15 protein-coding genes, 1 tRNA gene and 1 riboswitch are annotated in these 16,720 nt (G+C 73.0%); of the genes, 15 read left to right on the forward strand and 1 reads right to left on the reverse strand.

Going from position 1 to position 16,720, the window contains the following annotated elements:
• The first annotated feature begins 2 nt into the window (after positions 1-2).
• The 6 genes from EV189_RS04050 to EV189_RS04075 all read left to right on the forward strand — a co-directional run bounded on the left by EV189_RS04050 (position 3) and on the right by EV189_RS04075 (position 4,913).
• Positions 3-551 (forward strand): dihydrofolate reductase family protein, encoded by a 549-nt coding sequence (locus tag EV189_RS04050; protein ID WP_130491622.1) that lies wholly within the window; start codon positions 3-5, stop codon positions 549-551.
• Between the two features lie 64 nt (positions 552-615).
• Positions 616-708: riboswitch (adenosylcobalamin (AdoCbl) riboswitch) on the forward strand.
• A gap of 46 nt (positions 709-754) precedes the next feature.
• Entirely contained in the window at positions 755-973 is a 219-nt protein-coding gene (locus tag EV189_RS04055) for a CbtB domain-containing protein (RefSeq protein WP_130491623.1), read from the forward strand.
• A 17-nt stretch (positions 974-990) separates the two neighbouring features.
• Positions 991-1,848 (forward strand): CbtA family protein, encoded by an 858-nt coding sequence (locus tag EV189_RS04060; RefSeq protein WP_130491624.1) that lies wholly within the window; start codon positions 991-993, stop codon positions 1,846-1,848.
• Between the two features lie 331 nt (positions 1,849-2,179).
• Positions 2,180-2,476, forward strand: coding sequence for a metal-sensitive transcriptional regulator (locus EV189_RS04065; RefSeq protein ID WP_130491625.1), 297 nt, complete (start codon positions 2,180-2,182; stop codon positions 2,474-2,476).
• A 26-nt stretch (positions 2,477-2,502) separates the two neighbouring features.
• Complete coding sequence (locus tag EV189_RS04070; RefSeq protein WP_130491626.1) at positions 2,503-2,715, forward strand: heavy-metal-associated domain-containing protein; 213 nt, start codon at positions 2,503-2,505, stop codon at positions 2,713-2,715.
• A complete protein-coding gene (locus EV189_RS04075) occupies positions 2,712-4,913 on the forward strand; it encodes a heavy metal translocating P-type ATPase (RefSeq protein WP_130491627.1) in 2,202 nt (733 codons plus the stop codon). Before EV189_RS04070 ends, EV189_RS04075 begins: the two co-directional genes overlap by 4 nt.
• Positions 4,914-5,032: 119 nt before the next feature.
• Here the strand turns inward: EV189_RS04075 and EV189_RS04080 are convergent, their stop codons facing one another.
• Positions 5,033-5,614, reverse strand: coding sequence for a TetR/AcrR family transcriptional regulator (locus EV189_RS04080; RefSeq protein ID WP_130491628.1), 582 nt, complete (start codon positions 5,612-5,614; stop codon positions 5,033-5,035).
• A 146-nt stretch (positions 5,615-5,760) separates the two neighbouring features.
• Between EV189_RS04080 and EV189_RS04085 the strand changes: the two genes are divergently transcribed.
• The 9 genes from EV189_RS04085 to EV189_RS04125 all read left to right on the forward strand — a co-directional run bounded on the left by EV189_RS04085 (position 5,761) and on the right by EV189_RS04125 (position 16,658).
• Entirely contained in the window at positions 5,761-8,937 is a 3,177-nt protein-coding gene (locus EV189_RS04085; RefSeq protein WP_130491629.1) for a beta-glucosidase, read from the forward strand.
• A gap of 136 nt (positions 8,938-9,073) precedes the next feature.
• On the forward strand, positions 9,074-9,439 hold the full coding sequence (locus EV189_RS04090; RefSeq protein WP_231116034.1) for a DUF2500 domain-containing protein: 366 nt from the start codon (positions 9,074-9,076) through the stop codon (positions 9,437-9,439).
• A 34-nt stretch (positions 9,440-9,473) separates the two neighbouring features.
• Positions 9,474-10,442 (forward strand): quinone oxidoreductase family protein, encoded by a 969-nt coding sequence (locus EV189_RS04095; protein ID WP_130491631.1) that lies wholly within the window; start codon positions 9,474-9,476, stop codon positions 10,440-10,442.
• Positions 10,443-10,525: 83 nt separating this feature from the next.
• Positions 10,526-11,929 (forward strand): hypothetical protein, encoded by a 1,404-nt coding sequence (locus EV189_RS20930; protein WP_165400114.1) that lies wholly within the window; start codon positions 10,526-10,528, stop codon positions 11,927-11,929.
• Positions 11,930-12,115: 186 nt separating this feature from the next.
• Complete coding sequence (flhA, locus tag EV189_RS04105) at positions 12,116-14,101, forward strand: flagellar biosynthesis protein FlhA (RefSeq protein ID WP_407938109.1); 1,986 nt, start codon at positions 12,116-12,118, stop codon at positions 14,099-14,101.
• Positions 14,091-15,650, forward strand: coding sequence for a hypothetical protein (locus EV189_RS04110; RefSeq protein ID WP_130491633.1), 1,560 nt, complete (start codon positions 14,091-14,093; stop codon positions 15,648-15,650). The genes flhA and EV189_RS04110 overlap by 11 nt, the downstream gene beginning before the upstream one ends.
• Positions 15,647-16,276 (forward strand): PilZ domain-containing protein, encoded by a 630-nt coding sequence (locus EV189_RS04115; RefSeq protein WP_130491634.1) that lies wholly within the window; start codon positions 15,647-15,649, stop codon positions 16,274-16,276. Before EV189_RS04110 ends, EV189_RS04115 begins: the two co-directional genes overlap by 4 nt.
• A gap of 2 nt (positions 16,277-16,278) precedes the next feature.
• Positions 16,279-16,536 (forward strand): hypothetical protein, encoded by a 258-nt coding sequence (locus EV189_RS04120; protein ID WP_130491635.1) that lies wholly within the window; start codon positions 16,279-16,281, stop codon positions 16,534-16,536.
• Between the two features lie 49 nt (positions 16,537-16,585).
• Positions 16,586-16,658, forward strand: a tRNA-Arg gene (locus EV189_RS04125).
• Positions 16,659-16,720 lie beyond the last annotated feature (62 nt).

Genomic DNA, 16,720 nt, shown 5'->3' on the forward strand with positions numbered 1-16,720 from the left:
CCATGCCCCGCACGACCAAGGCGCACCTGTTCTACTCCGTCAACGGGGTCGCCGAGTCGCCGAACCTCTGGCAGTTCGACGCCTTCGGGCCGGAGGAGGGCGAGGCGATGGGTCGCACGATCAGCGGCGGCACCGACGTCATCATCGGGCGCAAGCTCTGGCAGGAGTGGTCGCAGTACTGGCCCGCTGCGGACGCCGCGGACCCGTTCGCGCAGTGGATCAACCCCATCCGCAAGCACGTGCTGACCAAGACCCTCAGCGGCGAGCTCGGCTGGAACAGCACGGTCGTCGACTCGGACGCCGCGGCGTACGTCGCGAAGCTCAAGGAGCAGGGCTCGGGCGACATCCTCGTCGCGGGCGGCGTGGAGACCGTGCGCAGCCTGTTCGTCGCGGGCGTCGTCGACGAGCTCATGCTCACGGTGCACCCGGTGGCGGCGCCGGAGGGGCGGCGGCTGTTCGACGAGACGGTCCCGCTGACCCGGCTGCGGCTCGTCGAGGGCCGCACGACCAGCGCCGGCAACGCGCTGCTGACCTACGCGCTGCGGGGCTGAGCCCCGCCGGACCTGACGCCGCCCGTGCTTGCCGCGGGCGACGTCAGGCCGGTACGGTCGGCCCTGCTGCAGGGTGGAGGAAGCCGGTGGGAGTCCGGCACGGTCGCGCCACTGTGACCACACGCACGTGTGGGAGTCAGGCCATCGCCCGGCAGCACTCCAGTCCGTACCAGCGGGGACGCGGAATCCCCGAGGAGGCCCACATGAGCAGCACCCTCTCCACCCCTCGCGCAGCGGCGACACCGGTCGTCCTGTCCCTGCCGCGCGCGATCCTCTGGCTCGCCTCGGCGGCCTTCGCCGCCGTCGCGCTCTACTACTTCGTGGGCGTCGACCAGGGTGCGACCTCCGTGTTCGGCAACGACGCGCACATCCACGAGTTCGTCCACGATGCGCGCCACTTCCTCGGGTTCCCCTGCCACTGAGCGGCACGCCCGCTCCTGTGGAGAGGCAGCTGCTGGCCCGCGGCGCCCTCGTCGGCATCGTCGCGGGCCTCGTCGCCTTCGTCTTCGCCCGCGTCCTCGCCGAGCCGCTGATCGACCGGGCGGTCGACTACGAGTCCGCCCGCGACGACGCGCAGGCAGCGCTGGACAGGGCGGCCGGCCTGCCCGTCGAGCACGAGCACGCCGACATCTTCAGCCGTGGCATCCAGGCCAACCTGGGCATCGGCGTGGGCGTGGTGCTGTTCGGCCTCGCGATGGGGACGCTGTTCGCCGTCGCGTACGCCGTCTGCCTCGGCCGTGTCGGCGGCGTCCGGCCGCGCTCGCTGTCCCTGCTGCTCGCGGCCGGCGGCTTCGTCGGCGTCTACCTCGTGCCGTTCCTCAAGTACCCGGCAAACCCGCCGTCCATCGGCCACGAGGACACCATCCAGCAGCGGAGCGCGCTCTACCTGGTGATGGTGCTCGTCGCGACCTTCGGGCTCGTCGTCGCCGCCGCGGTGGGCCAGCAGCTCGCCCCGCGGCTCGGGACGTGGAACGCCACCGTCGTGACCGTGCTCGGCTACCTCGTCGTCATCGGCGTCGTCATGGCAGTCCTGCCCTCGACGGGCGAGCTCGGAGCGAACGTGCGCGAGTACGGCCGCCACGCCACCGAGACCCCGCAGCCGCTGCGTGACGGCGGCGGCAGGATCGTGTTCCCCGGCTTCCCGGCCGACGACATGTTCGCGTTCCGGCTCTACTCGGTCGGCGCCCAGCTGCTCCTCTGGACCGTGCTCGGCGTGGGCTTCGCGCCGCTGGCCGAGCGCGTGCTGCGCCGCGGCGGTGCTGCGCCGACCGCGCCGGTGTCCGTCTCCGCGCGCTGAGCCTGCCGGTCCGTACGCCGCGGGTCGGCACGCGCTGGGGGGAGCAGGGCCTGGCCGCCGGGCCGTGCGTGCTCTCCTCCGCGGTCCTCCGGCCCCCGCGGCGCGTGCCGTCGTGGACGGCGATGAGCAACCCGCCGCGACGAGGGGCACACGACGTACGCGCCGCGGCGTGTCGCTCCTCGTCGCGCGACACGCGCCCGGGGGAGCAGGACCTCGCCGCGGGGACCGCGCGTGCTCCCCTCGGCGGTGCTCTGGTCCGCTCGGCGCGCGTTGCCGGACCACCGGAGGACGTCCGGGTTGCCGCCATACCCCCAGGGGGTACGCTGGACTCGTGACCGACAACCCCGCACCCGGCTACTCCGGCAGCAAGGAGGCGCACCTCAAGCGGCTCCGCCGCATCGAGGGACAGGTGCGCGGGCTGCAGCGCCAGGTGGAGGGCGACACGTACTGCATCGACGTGCTGACCCAGGTGTCGGCGGCGACGCGGGCGCTCGAGGCCTTCGCCCTGGCCCTGCTCGACGAGCACCTGCACCACTGCGTCACCGACGCCATCAGCCGCGGCGGCGAGGAGGCCGAGGCCAAGGTGCAGGAGGCCTCGGCCGCGATCGCCCGCCTCGTCCGGTCCTGAAGCACCCCCGAAGAGCGAGGAGCACCATGAGCACCACGACGTACGACGTCACCGGCATGACCTGCGGGCACTGCGTGAGCGCGGTGACGCAGGAGCTGCGCAAGCTCCCCGGCGTGGAGGACGTGCAGGTCCAGCTCGTCCCCGGCGCGGTCTCGTCCGTCGCCGTCACCAGCAGCGCCCCGCTCGACCCCGCCGCCGTCGCGGAGGCCGTGGACGAGGCGGGCTACGAGCTGGCATGAGCACCGCGACGGGCACGGACGAGCGCACGGTCGAGCTGGCCATCGGCGGCATGACCTGCGCGTCCTGCGCTGCCCGGGTGGAGAAGAAGCTCAACCGCATGGACGGGGTCACGGCCTCGGTGAACTACGCGACGGAGAAGGCGCGCGTCACGTACCGCGCCGACGTCGCGCCCGAGGCGCTCGTCGCCACGGTCGAGGCGACCGGGTACACCGCCGCGCTGCCGAGCGCGGAGCCCGTGGAGGAGCGACCGCCGGGTCCCGACCGGCTCCGCGTCTCCGCCGTCCTCACCGTGCCCGTGCTGCTCCTCGCGATGGTCCCGGCCCTGCAGGTCGACGGCTGGCAGTGGCTCAGCCTCGCGCTGGCGACACCGGTCGCGACGTGGGGGGCGTGGCCGTTCCACCGGGCGGCGCTGACGAACCTGCGCCACCACGCGGCGACGATGGACACGCTGGTCTCGGTGGGCGTGCTCGCGGCGTACCTCTGGTCGCTCTACGCCCTCGTCCTCGGCGGCGCCGGCGAGATCGGCATGACGATGCGCTTCGAGCTGCTCGCGCGGCGGGGGAGCAGCGACCAGCTCTACCTCGAGGTCGCCTCCGCGGTCACGGTGTTCATCCTCGCGGGGCGCGCCGCCGAGGCGCGGGCGAAGCGCCGCTCGGGTGCCGCGCTGCGCGCGCTGCTCGACCTCGGCGCGAAGGACGTCGCGGTGCTCCGCGGCGACCAGGAGGTCCGGGTCCCGCTCGCCCAGCTCGTCGTCGGCGACGCGTTCGTCGTACGCCCCGGGGAGAAGGTCGCCACCGACGGCGTCGTCCTCTCCGGCAGTTCCGCGGTCGACGCGTCGATGCTCACCGGCGAGAGCGTGCCCGTCGAGGTAGGGACCGGTGACGAGGTGACCGGCGGCACCGTCAACGCCAGCGGGCGCCTGCTCGTCCGCGCGACCCGCGTCGGGGAGGACACCCGCCTGGCGCAGATCGCGCGCCTCGTCGAGCAGGCACAGCACGGCAAGGCGCAGGTGCAGCGGCTCGCCGACCGCGTCGCCGCCGTCTTCGTCCCCGTCGTCATCGCGCTGGCGCTCGCGACCCTGCTCGGCTGGCTCCTCGCCGGCGCCGCGCCCGAGGCGGCGTTCACCGCCGCCGTCGCCGTGCTCATCATCGCCTGCCCCTGCGCGCTCGGGCTCGCGACGCCGACGGCCCTGCTGGTCGGTACGGGCCGGGGCGCCCAGCTCGGCCTGCTCATCAAGGGCCCTGAGGTCCTCGAGTCCACCCGCCGCGTCGACACCGTCGTGCTCGACAAGACCGGCACGGTCACCACCGGCCGGATGTCGCTCGTCTCGACCGCGGCTGCTGCAGGGCAGGACCCGGGCGAGCTGCTCCGCCTCGCTGCCGCCGTCGAGCACGCGTCCGAGCACCCGGTGGCGCAGGCGGTCGCGGCCGCGGCACCCTCCCCGCTCCTCCCCGTCGAGGGCTTCACCAGTGCCGGCGGCCGCGGGGTGTCCGGGGTGGTCGAGGGGCACGCCGTGGTCGTCGGCCGTCGACTGTGGCTCGAGCAGGAGTGGGCGCTCGTCCCCCCGGCGGAGCTGGTGACGGTGGCGGACGAGGCGGAGGCCCTGGGACGTACGCCGGTGTGGGTCGGCTGGGACGGCGCCGTCCGCGGCGTGCTCGTCGTGGCGGACACCGTCAAGGCGACGTCGGCCGAGGCGGTCAGCCGGCTGCGGGCGCTCGGGCTGGAGCCGGTGCTGCTGACCGGCGACAACGAGCGCGCCGCCCGTGCGGTCGCCGCCCAGGTGGGCATCGACGACGTGGTCGCCGAGGTACTGCCGGAGGACAAGGCCGCGGCCGTACGCGAGCTGCAGTCCCGCGGGCGCGTCGTCGCCATGGTCGGGGACGGCGTGAACGACGCGGCGGCGCTCGCGCAGGCCGACCTCGGGCTCGCGATGGGGACCGGCACGGACGTCGCGATGGAGGCGGCGGACCTCACGCTCGTCCGCGGCGACCTCACCGCCGCGGCGGACGCGATCCGGCTCGCCCGGCGGACCCTCGCCACGATCAAGGGCAACCTCGTCTGGGCGTTCGGCTACAACGTCGCCGCGATCCCGCTGGCCGCCGCCGGCCTGCTGAGCCCGCTCGTCGCCGGCGCGGCGATGGCGCTGTCGAGCCTGTTCGTGGTGACGAACAGCCTGCGCCTGAGGACTTTCTCCTGACCCCCTGCTCGTGATCATGCACGTCCCGGTCCCCCTGTCCGTGATCATGCACATCTTGGGCATACAGGACGTGCATGATCACGGGGGAGAGGTGCGGCCCAGGTCGTGCATGATCACGTTCAGGGGGTGGAGGGGCGCGGCTGCAGCAGGCCGTCCTCGAGCATCCGCTCGAACAGCGTGAAGGTGGCCTCCATGTCGACCTCGTCAGGGGCGAGCAGCCACTGCACCTGCAGCCCGTCCATGACCGCGAGCATCAGCGTGGCCGCGAGCACGGTCTCCTGGGTGGCGAGGTGCCCGTCGCGCTCGAGGTCGGCGGCGATGCGAGCGCGGAAGCGCGCGTAGCGCTCCCGGAAGAACTGCTGAGCCGGGTGGTCCTCGGTCACGCTCTCCGCGGCCAGCACGGTGAACGCCTGGACCAGCCCGGGCTGCCCCACGTTGTGGGCGACGACCGCCCGGCTGCGCTCCAGGGCGGTGTGCAGTGACCCGTCCCGCGGGAGGGCCTGCTCGACAGCCGCCTCGTCCTCGCGGTCGCGCTCGGCCAGCACGGAGATGAGCAGCTCCTCCTTGCTGGCGAAGTGGTGCAGCACGCCGGCGTTGGTGAGCCCGACGCGGGCGGCGACCTGCCCGAGCGACGCCCCGCGGAAGCCGCGCTCGGCGAACAGCTCGAAGGCCGCCTGGACGATCTGCGCGCGCCGCTCCATGCGGCAACCCTAGGCGGCGGAGCCCCGGCTGGGTCACAGTTCGGTCTCGGGACTACCGACCAACCGGTTGGTCGGTCTAGGTTGCCTCGGGATCCCGAACCGCCGGCGGCCCGCCGGCGCGACACCGCCGTCAGGAAGGACCACGCATGCGCGACGCACGACGCGACCGCCACGCCGTCGGACGCAGGACGGGCCGGAGGTGGGTGCCCCTCACCGCCGCGCTGGCCACCGCGCTCGCCGCGGCCGGCTCGGGGGCGGCCTCCGCCGCCACGACGGACCCGAACCCGGGCCCGCTCGAGACCGCGAACGCCGCACTCTCGCGGCACGCCGCGACGCAGGGCATGGTGCTGCTCGAGAACCACGACAGCACGCTGCCGATGGCGCGCGGCGGGAACGTCGCGCTCTTCGGCGTCGGCGCGTACAAGACGGTGAAGGGCGGCACCGGGTCCGGCGACGTCTACAACCGCTACACGATCAACGTGCGGCAGGGCCTGGAGGGGGCCGGCTACACGGTGACGACGAGCGACGCGTACTGGAACGCGATGACCAGCGCGTACGACACGAAGTACCCGGCCAGCGCAACGGGCCAGATCTTCGGCCCGGCGGTCGACTACTCCTCGGTCGAGCAGCTGCTCACCCCGGACAGCGTGAAGCCGAAGGCTCCGACGAGCACGGCGATCTACGTCGTGGCGCGCAACTCCGGCGAGGGCGCGGACCGGTCGGCGACGGCCGGCGACTACTACCTCACCGACACCGAGAAGGCGGACCTGGCCCTCCTCGGCCAGAGCTACCAGCACGTCGTCGTCGTCCTCAACACCGGTGGCGTCATGGACACGGCGTTCTACAAGCAGATCAACGCGTCGGAGAAGGACCCGAGCGGCGGGACCGCGCTCGACTCCCTCCTGCTGATGAGCCAGGCGGGCCAGGAGTCCGGCAACGCGCTCGCCGACGTGCTCGACGGCGCTGTCGACCCCTCGGGGCACCTCACCGACACCTGGGCCTCGGCGTACTCCTTCTACCCGGCGTCGGCGACGTTCGGGGCCAATGACAAGAACACCGCGACAGAGCCGTACGCCGAGGGCATCTACGTCGGCTACCGCTACTTCGACTCGTTCTACAAGACCATCGATGCCGCGAACCCGGCCGGTGTCGTCGACTACCCCTTCGGCTACGGCCTGAGCTACACGACCTTCCGCGACGACGTCGTGACCGTCCAGTCCAAGGCGTCGAAGACCACGGTGAAGGTGAAGGTCACCAACACCGGGACGCGCAGCGGCAAGCAGGTCGTGCAGGTCTACTTCTCCGCTCCGCAGACCGGTCCCGACAAGCCGTACCAGCAGCTCGCGGGCTATGCGAAGACCGACGAGCTCGGCCCCGGGCAGTCCGAGCACGTCGACATCGCCTTCGACACCACGCAGATGGCGTCGTACGACACAGCGCGCGCCGCGTGGGTCCTCGATGCCGGTGACTACCTCATCCGTGTCGGCGACTCCTCACGCAGCACCCACGTCGCGGCGCGCTTGACGCTGCCCTCGACGGTCGTCACCGAGCAGGACCACAACGAACTGGCCGACGACGAGCAGCCGAGCTCGGAGCTGCACAGCGACCCGAGCAGCTTCTACAGCTACGCCGGCGAGCAGGCGGAGATCGCGAAGGCGCCGCACCTCACCATCGGCGGCAAGTTCCGCACGGTGCAAGCGGCTTCTCCGTACGAGCAGTCCGTGCCCGTCGACCCGACGTCGCCCTACTACGCGGTCGACGGCAGCCTCATCTCGAGGACCACGGCGTACGTCGACCCGGCGCAGAGCGACTGGGCTGGTACGGGTGCGCCGTACGCGCCGAAGACCGGCGAGACCGTCCAGGCCGTGAAGCCCGTCCCCGGCGCGACGCTCTACGACGTCGCCAAGGGCACGGTGTCGATGCAGCAGTTCGTCGCCGGTCTCAGCCTCGACCAGCTGTCGAACATCGTCGAGGGCGCCAACACCCCGGGTTCGACCCCGACGGCCGTCGGCGCCGCCGGCTACACGACCGCGAAGTACGAGTCCCTCGGCATCCCGGGGACGACGGAGTCCGACGGCCCCGCGGGTCTGCGCATCACGCAGCAGATCCCCACGACGCCGACGACCTACCAGTGGACGACGGCCTGGCCGATCGGCACGCTGCTCGCGCAGACGTGGGACCGCGACCTCGTCCAGCAGGTCGGTGACGCGGTGGGCAAGGAGATGACGGAGTACGGCGCGACGCTGTGGCTCGCCCCCGGCATGAACATCCACCGGGACCCGCTGAACGGCCGCAACTTCGAGTACTACTCCGAGGACCCGCTCGTCGCCGGGCTCACTGCGGCGGCGACGACCAAGGGCGTGCAGAGCAACCCCGGTGTCGGCGTGACGCTGAAGCACTACGCCGAGAACAGCCAGGAGGCCAACAGGAACGCGGACGACGCCGTCGTCAGCGAGCGGGCCGCGCGCGAGATCGAGCTCAAGGGCTTCGAGATCGCCGTCAAGTCCGCGCAGCCCATGGCGATCATGACGTCGTACAACAAGATCAACGGCACCTGGGCGTCGCGGAACTACGACCTGGTGACCGACATCCTCCACGGTGAGTGGGGGTTCAAGGGCCTCGTCATGACCGACTGGGGCGGCAGCCACGGCGCCGCGAACACGATGTACGCCGGCAACGACCTGATCATGCCGGGCAACAACCCGGGCGAGGTCGTCAACGCCGCGAAGAAGGTCACTCCCACGCTCGACGTGGACGGCCTTCCCGCGTACACCCGCACGCTGCGGGGCACGTCGTACCGCTACACCTGGAGCACCGGCAACTTCACGCTCTCGGGCAGCGGCACGCAGACGATCTCGACCCGTGTCGACGGGACCACCGACCTGTCGCACCCGGTGTCGGGGACCACGACGACGGACGCGACCGGCAAGCCGGTCCTCACGCCGAACGCCGGCTTCGCCAGTGTCGATGGGGCGTACCAGGCGGTGCAGGCCGAGATCGCCTCGACTGCCCACGGCCTCTCCGCCGACCAGCGGGCAGGCATCACGCTCACCGACGTCGTGCACCAGGTGCCCGGCGACGCGACGAGCCCGGTGACCGCCTTCACGGTCGTGCTCAAGGGGACCTACCCCGCGAGCTACGACCTGCGCCTCGGTGACCTGCAGCGCAGCGCGTCGCGGATCCTCGCGGTCGTCGCGCAGAGCCTGCCGTTCCAGCAGCTCGCGGCCCTGCAGGGAGTCTCGGGCATAACGGTGGCGCCGTACACCAGCCAGTTCACCGACCTGGCGACGTACGTCGCGGTGGACAAGGACCGCATCCGGTAGCCCCTCCACCTCTCCGTGATCATGCACGACCTGGGCTCCCAGGTCGTGCATGATCACGTCCAGGGAGGGTCGCCGCAGGCCGGGCGCGGTGATCCGGCGTGCCACACTCGTGCTCCGCCGAGCTCGAGAGGACGACGTGGACGACCAGGGACCGCCCGGGTGGCTCTTCCCCACGCTGATCGGCGTCATCGGGACCATCGCGCTCGTCGTGCTCGCGACCTTCGTCGTGGTGATCATCCATGGGGCCCGCCGCTGGCACCGCAACAACGCCGCGCCGCTCGTCACGCTGCCCGCGACGCTGGTGGGCAAGCGCGCGCACGTGTCCGGGGGATCGGGCGAGTCATCCGCCTCCACGACGTACTTCCTGACGTTCGAGAGCGAGGGCGAGGAGCGCATCGAGCTGCCGGTGCGCGGCGCTGACTACGGGCGCCTCGTCGAGGGTGACCGAGGCCGTCTCACCCACCAGGGCATGAGGTTCAAGGGCTTCGAGCGGGAGCGCTGACGGGGCCCTGCACCCACTGGAGCAGGATGGCGGCATGCGCGCTGTCGTCGTCACGGAGTCCGGCGGTCCCGAGGTCCTCGAGCTCCAGGACCGTGAGAGCCCGACCCCCGGCCCCGGCGAGCTGCTCGTCGAGGTCGAGGCGGCCGGCGTCAACTACATGGACATCTACGCCCGCGAGGGCCGGCCGCCCTACACGCGGGAGACGCCGTACGTCCTCGGCGCCGAGGGCGCGGGCCGCGTCACCGAGCTCGGCGAGGGGGTCGAGGGCGTCAGCGTCGGCAGCACGGTCGCCTGGACGGGCGTGCCCGGCAGCTACGCCGAGCAGGTGCTCGTTCCGGCGGACCGGGCCGTCCCCGTACCGGACGGCGTCGACGCGCAGACCGCGGCGGCCGTCATGCTGCAGGGCTGCACCGCGCACTACCTGGCCAGCACCACGTACCCGGTCGGCGAGGGCGACGTCACGGTGGTGCACGCCGCGGCCGGCGGCGTCGGGCTGCTGCTCACGCAGATCATCCGCGCGCGTGGCGGGATCGTGGTGGCGACGACCTCCGGCGGGGAGAAGGCGGAGCTCGCGCAGCGGGCGGGCGCGCAGCACGTCGCGTCGTACGACGACTACGCCGACGTGGTCCGCGAGGTCAGCGCGGGAGCGGGCGCGGCCGTGGTCTACGACGGCGTCGGCGCCTCCACCTTCGACACGAGCCTGCAGGTGCTCCGGCGGCGCGGGCTCCTGGTGCTGTACGGCGCGGCCAGCGGCCCGGTCCCGCCGTTCGAGCTGCAGCGGTTGTCCTCCGGTGGCTCGCTGTTCATCACGCGCCCGACGCTCGGTGACCACATCGTGACCCGCGAGGAGCTGGTGGGCCGCACCGACGAGCTCTTCGGCTGGATCGCGGCCGGCGAGCTCGACGTGCGCATCGGGGCGACGTACGCGCTGGCCGACGCCGCCCGGGCGCACGAGGACCTCGCCGGGCGGCGGACGACGGGGAAGCTGCTGCTCCTGCCCTGACCCACGATCTGCATGATCACGGGGGAGATGGCGCGCACGGCCTGCACGTGATCGGGGCGCGCCGTTTGGGGCAGGCTGTGCTCGTGCGCACCCGTCTGGCCGCAGGCCTCGCCGTCCCGCTCCTCGTGCTGCTCCCGGCGGCCGCTGCCCAGGCCGCGCCCGTCGACGACGCGGCCAGCGCGCTCGAGAAGGGGCCGGGCGTCTACGTCGACCCGCAGGTGACGTCGTCGCTGTCCGTCGACTGGGACCGCGTGCGCGACGCGGTCGAGGCCGCCGGGACGCCGGTCTTCATCGCCGCGCTCCCCGACGCCAACAAGAGCGCGACCGACCTGCACCTCCACACGCTCATCGACGACGTCGGCAAGAAGGGGACCTACGTCGTCGTCGGAAGCAGCTCGGGCTCCGTCGCGGACGACCTGCCCAAGGTCAGTGCGGCCCAGGCCTGGTCGCAGGCGGTCAGCGCGCACGGCGGCGACCGCACCGCGATCCTGCTCGACTTCGTCGACGCCGTACGCGCCGAGGCCGGCTCCAGCTCGTCCGGTTCGAGCGGCTCGAGCGGAGGCGGGGGTGGCACCGCGGCGGGCGTGCTGGTCGGCGGCATCGTCGTGCTGGGCGGTGGTGCCGGGCTGCTCGCCCTGCGTGCCAGCCGCCGCCGGCGCCGGCAGGAGGCGGAGGCCTTCGCCGAGGTGCACGGCGCGGCCGAGGAGGACGTGACCGCGCTCGGCGAGGACATCGCCCGCCTCGACGTGCCCGACAGCGCGGACGACGCGACGCGGACGGACTACACGGGCGCGCTGGACGCGTACGACCGGGCGAAGCAGGCGCTCGCGGCCAGCACGCACGTCGCCGAGCTCCAGGCCGTGACCTCGGCGCTCGAGGAGGGGCGCTGGCGGATGGAGTGCGTCCGCGCCCGGCTCGCCGGCAAGCCCGTCCCCGAGCGGCTGCCCCCGTGCTTCTTCGACCCCCGCCACGGCCCCTCCGTCACCCAGGTCTCGTGGGCGCCGGCCGGCGGCGCCGCGCGCGAGGTGCCCGTCTGCCAGGCGGACGCCGACCGCATCGCGCGCGGCGAGGACCCGCAGACCCGGCAGGTGCTCGTGCAGGGCTCGCCGGTGCCGTACTGGAACGCCGGCCCCGCCTACGCCGGCTACTCGGGCGGGTTCTACGGCGGCTGGGGCGGCGGCGGCTTCCTCTCCGGGCTGCTGCTCGGCGAGGTGCTCTCCGGTGGCGGCGGTTGGGGCGGCTACGGCTACGGGCCCGGCTGGGGCGGTGGCTACGCCGGCGACGGTGGTGCGGGCTCCGACGGGGGGAACGGCGGCGGCGACTTCGCGAGCGGCTTCGACTTCGGCGGCAGCGGCTGGGGCGGCGACAGCGGCGCCGGCGACTCGGGCGGCGGTGGCTTCGACTTCGGCGGCGGTGGAGGCGGGGACTTCGGGGGCGGAGGCGGCGACTCCGGCGGTGGCGGGTCCGACGGCGGAGGCGGCTGGTAGCCGCCGCTCCCCCCGGCTCACCCCACGAGGCTCAAGAGCGGCGCCGGACCACCCGAAGGGAGCAGAGCCAGGACGGCACCTCGAGGACCACGGACCGGACCTCGGCGCTCCTCGTCGGGAAGGTTGCACGTGCGCACCTCATGGGCTCGGCTGGCGATCCCCGCCGGTGTCGTCGGCATCATCCTGATGCTGGTGGTGCCGCTGCCGACCGTCGTGCTCGACATGCTGATCGCGGCGAACATCGCGTTCGCGCTGGTCATCCTGCTGCTGAGCATGTTCGTCAGCAACGCGCTCGACTTCTCGATCTTCCCCACCGTCGTCCTCATCGCGACGCTGTTCCGGCTCGCCCTCAACGTCAGCGCCACGCGGCTCGTGCTGCGCGACGGCTTCGCGGGCCACGTCATCGACGCGTTCGGCCACTTCGTCGTCGGTGGCAACCTCGTCATCGGCCTCGTCATCTTCTTCATCCTCGTCGTCATCCAGTTCATGGTCATCACCAAGGGTTCGGAGCGCGTAGCCGAGGTCGGCGCCCGCTTCACCCTCGACGCGATGCCCGGCAAGCAGATGGCGATCGACGCCGACCTCAACCAGGGCCTGATCGACGAGGGCGAGGCGCGCAAGCGCCGCGAGGCGATCACCGCCGAGGCCGACTTCTACGGCGCGATGGACGGCGCCTCGAAGTTCGTCAAGGGCGACGCGACGGCGGCCGTCCTCATCACCTCGATCAACCTCATCGGCGGCTTCATCATCGGGGTGGTCCAGCACCACCAGAGCCCCGGCACGGCGATGACGACGTACAGCCTGCTGAGCGTCGGTGACGGCCTCGTCTCGCAGATCCCCGCACTGCTGCTCTCGGTCTCGACCGGCCTCATCGTCACCCGCTCCGCCTCCCAGGGCGACCTCGGCTCCGACTTCGTCGCCCAGCTCGGCAAGCAGCTGCTGCCGCTGCGGATCGCCGGCGGCGCGGTGCTCGCGCTGTGCCTCATCCCGGGCCTGCCCAAGCTTCCCTTCCTCGCGATCGGCTCGCTGGTGCTGTACGCCTCGACCCGCGTCCCGAAGCCCGTAGAGGCGACCGAGACCGACGCCGCGGCCGCGATCGAGGCCCCGCCCGGGCCCGACTCGCCGGAGCAGCTGGCCGAGGACATGCGCGTCGACGCGCTCGCACTGGAGCTGGCCTGCGACCTCATCGACCTGGTCGACACGAGCGTCGGTGGCGACCTGCTCGACCGCGTCCGCTCGCTGCGCCGCAAGATCGCCCTCGAGCTCGGCCTCGTCCTCCCGCCGGTCCGTACGCGCGACGACCTCGAGCTCCCGCTGTCGACCTACGTCATCAAGATCGGCGGCATCGAGGCCGGCCGCGGCGAGGCCCCGCCCGGGACCGTGCTCGCCATCGGCGAGAGCCTCGACGGCCTGCCGGGTACGCCGACCAAGGAGCCCGTGTTCGGCCTCACCGCCCGCTGGGTGCCGATCGAGCTGCGCGCGCAGGCCGAGATGCTCGGCGCCACCGTCGTCGACCGGACGAGCGTGCTCACCACGCACCTCGCCGAGGTCGTCCGTCAGGGCGCCAGCCGCCTGCTCGGCCGCGAGGACGTGCGCTCGCTCGTCGACATGGTCAAGCGCACGCACCCGGTGGTCGTCGAGGAGCTCACGCCGGCCATGCTCACGCTCGGCGAGGTCCAGCGCGTGCTGCACAGCCTGCTGGACGAGCACGTCTCGATCCGCGACCTCCCGCGCATCTTCGAGGCGCTCTCCCTGCGCGCCAAGGTCTCCAGCGACACCGAGGGTCTGGTCGAGGCCGCGCGCACCGCGCTGGGGCCGGCGATCGCCGCGCCGTACGTCGAGGACGGCACCCTGCGCGTCATCACCTTCGAGCCGCGCCTCGAGCAGTCGCTGTTCGAGTCGATGATCAACGGCGACGGCGGCACGCACATCCTGCTCGACCCCGTGCGGCTCGAGAACGTCACGACGCGGCTCGCGGCGTACATGGAGGCCGCCGAGCAGCGGGGCGTCAACCCCGTCCTCGTCTGCTCCCCTCAGGTGCGGGGCGCGGTGAGCCGACTCGTGAGGACAGCAATCCCCCGGATGCCCGTCCTGTCCTACAGCGAGGTCCAGGGGCAGATGAGGATCGAGACGATCGGAGTGGTGGACGATGCCCACGCGCTTGCTGCTTGAGGGTTCGAGCATCGAGGAGCTCCTCGCGCAGGTCCGCGCGGAGCACGGTCCCGCCGCCCGCATCGTCCACGCCGACCGCGTCCGCAGCGGCGGCATCGGCGGGTTCTTCGCCAAGGAGCGCTTCGAGATCCAGGTCGAGGTCGCCGACGACGCGGCCCACTCCGGGTCGGGCGTCCTGGCCGCCGGGCTGGACATCCTCGACCTGGTCGACACGGCCGACTCGCGCGACATCCGCGACTCCGTGGACACCCGCGACATCCGTGACTCGGCCCGCGAGCAGCGCCGCCGCTCCGACCGCCCCGAGGTGCGCCGCGAGGTCGAGCTGGTGCAGACGGCGACCACCGCCGAGGGCGACCCGCTGGTGAGCACCGACTCCCCGTCGTTCGCCCGCCTGCTCGCCGCCCTGAGCAAGGACGCCGAGGTGCTCCCGGACCCCGAGCCCGCCCCGGCCCCCGCGCGCCCCGTCCGCCCCGCCTTCCCGCACCTCGCCGCCGAGCAGACGGTCTCCGCTCGCCGCACGGCCCCGGCCGAGCCGGTCGCCGAGGCCGAGGACCCGGCGGAGGTGCTGCTGCGCGAGCGTGCGGCTTTCGAGGCGATCCTCGCCGAGCCCGTCGTCGAGGAGCCGGTGCCCGCTCCCGTCGTCGCCCCGGTCGTCATCGCTCCGGTCGTCGCGGCCGCTGCTCCCGTGGCCGTCGCGGTCGAGGAGCCGAAGCCGTTCGCGCCGATGGCGCCGGCCGCCGTCGTCCTCACCGCCGCCCCCGTCGTCGCCGCGGTCACCCCGCCGCCGGCTCCCATGGCCGAGCCGGAGGTCGTCGAGCCCGTCGCCGTCGTGGAGGAGGCCGCTCCCGCGCCCGTCGAGGAGCCCGAGCCCGTCCTCCCGCCCCGCGGTCGCTCGGCCCAGCAGATGGTCGCCGTCGGCGTCCCGCGCGAGCTCGTCGCCGGCCTGCCCGCGCGCATCGACATCGAGTCGGCGGCCGCGGCCGTCGCCGCTGCGCTCCCGCCCGTCCCGGCCTGCGCCGACCGCAGCGGTGCCGTCATCGCCATCGTCGGCGAGGGCCGCGCGGCGTACGACGAGGCCCGTCGACAGGCCGCTCGCCTCGGCCTGGTCGCCGACGACGTGGCGCTCGTCGCGCGTACGCCGCTCGGCCTCGACCTCGGAGGCCGCGGCCACGTCGGTGACCGCGATGCGCTCTCCCGCAGCATCGAGAAGTGGCGCGCCTCCGACCTCCCGACGGTCGTCGCGGTCGACATGCCGATGCGCGGCATCGGCGCGGAGTGGGCGCAGCGCATGCTCGCGGCGCTCGGCGCCGACACCACGTGGGCCGTCGTCGACGCGAGCCGCAAGCTCGCCGAGAACAGCGCCCAGCTGCGCCGCCTGCCCGGCGTCGACGCGCTCGTCGTGACGAACGCCGAGGCGACGACGACCCCTGGCGAGGTGCTTGTCCTCAACCACCCGGTGGCCGTGGTCGATGGGGATCGTGCGAGCCGCGGGCGCTGGGCCGAGCTGCTCGTGGCGGCGGCGACGCAGGAGGAGGCGGAGGAGCGGTGATCTCGTACCCGGCGGTCAACACCCTGGTCCGTGTGGGCCTGGGGGACGACATCCCGGTGCTGCCCTCGCGCATCGAGGACGTCGACGGCAGCGACGTGCTCCTCGCGGCTGCGTCCTACGTCGGCGACCTGCACGGCCCCCAGGTCGGGGACACCGTGTCGCTGCACTGGACCTCCGCGCGCGGCGTGTGCAGCGTGCCGGCGCAGTTCCTCGGCACCGAGCGCCGCGGCATGAAGCTGTGGCGCGTCCGCCTCGAGGGCACCGTCGAGCTCGTGCAGCGCCGGCGGTACGCGCGGGTGCACACGAGCGGGGCGCTCTCGCTCGTCGGCGGCGGCGACATGGACACCGTGCGCATGGGCTGGATGGTCGACCTCGGCGAGGGCGGCGTGCGCTGCCGGCTCGCGCCCGGCTCGTTCCTGCCCGCCGAGCCCGTCGAGGTCCGGCTCAACGTCGAGGGCGACGTCGTGACGCTGCTCGGCTCCGTCGTGCGCAGCGAGCCCTCCGGCAACGGCTTCGACGAGGTGACGATCAGCTTCCCCGACGACCACCCCGCCAGCGACCTCGTGCGCCGCTTCGTCTTCCAGGAGCAGATGCGCGCCCGGCGCGACGCCGCTGAGCGGAGCTAGGCGTGCGCGTCCTGCGGCCCGGGGCGCTCCTGGGGTCCTTCGTCATCTGCTCGCCGACGACGTACCAGGCCTTCGTCGCCGGCACCGTGTCGGTCGACGCCGCGATCCTGCGGTTCCTCATCTTCATCGTCCCGTGCGGTGTCGCGATCAGCCTGTTCGACGGGCTGCTCGACGCGTACACCTCGGGGGTGGGGCGGACGGCGAAGAAGCCCGAGCCGCTCGACCGCAGGCGGGCGGACGACGTCAGCCCCGGCAGCTGAGGTCATGTAGTATCTAGTCCGGCCCGCGGTCCTCCGCGGGCTGAGAAATGCGCCCGTAGCTCAACGGATAGAGCATCTGACTACGGATCAGAAGGTTAGGGGTTCGAGTCCCTTCGGGCGCACGCTGTGTCGAGACAGTAGACACGAGGCCCTGACCAGCGGGAACGCGGGTCAGGGCCTCTGT

The organism is Motilibacter rhizosphaerae (assembly GCF_004216915.1).
GTDB lineage: Bacteria > Actinomycetota > Actinomycetes > Motilibacterales > Motilibacteraceae > Motilibacter > Motilibacter rhizosphaerae.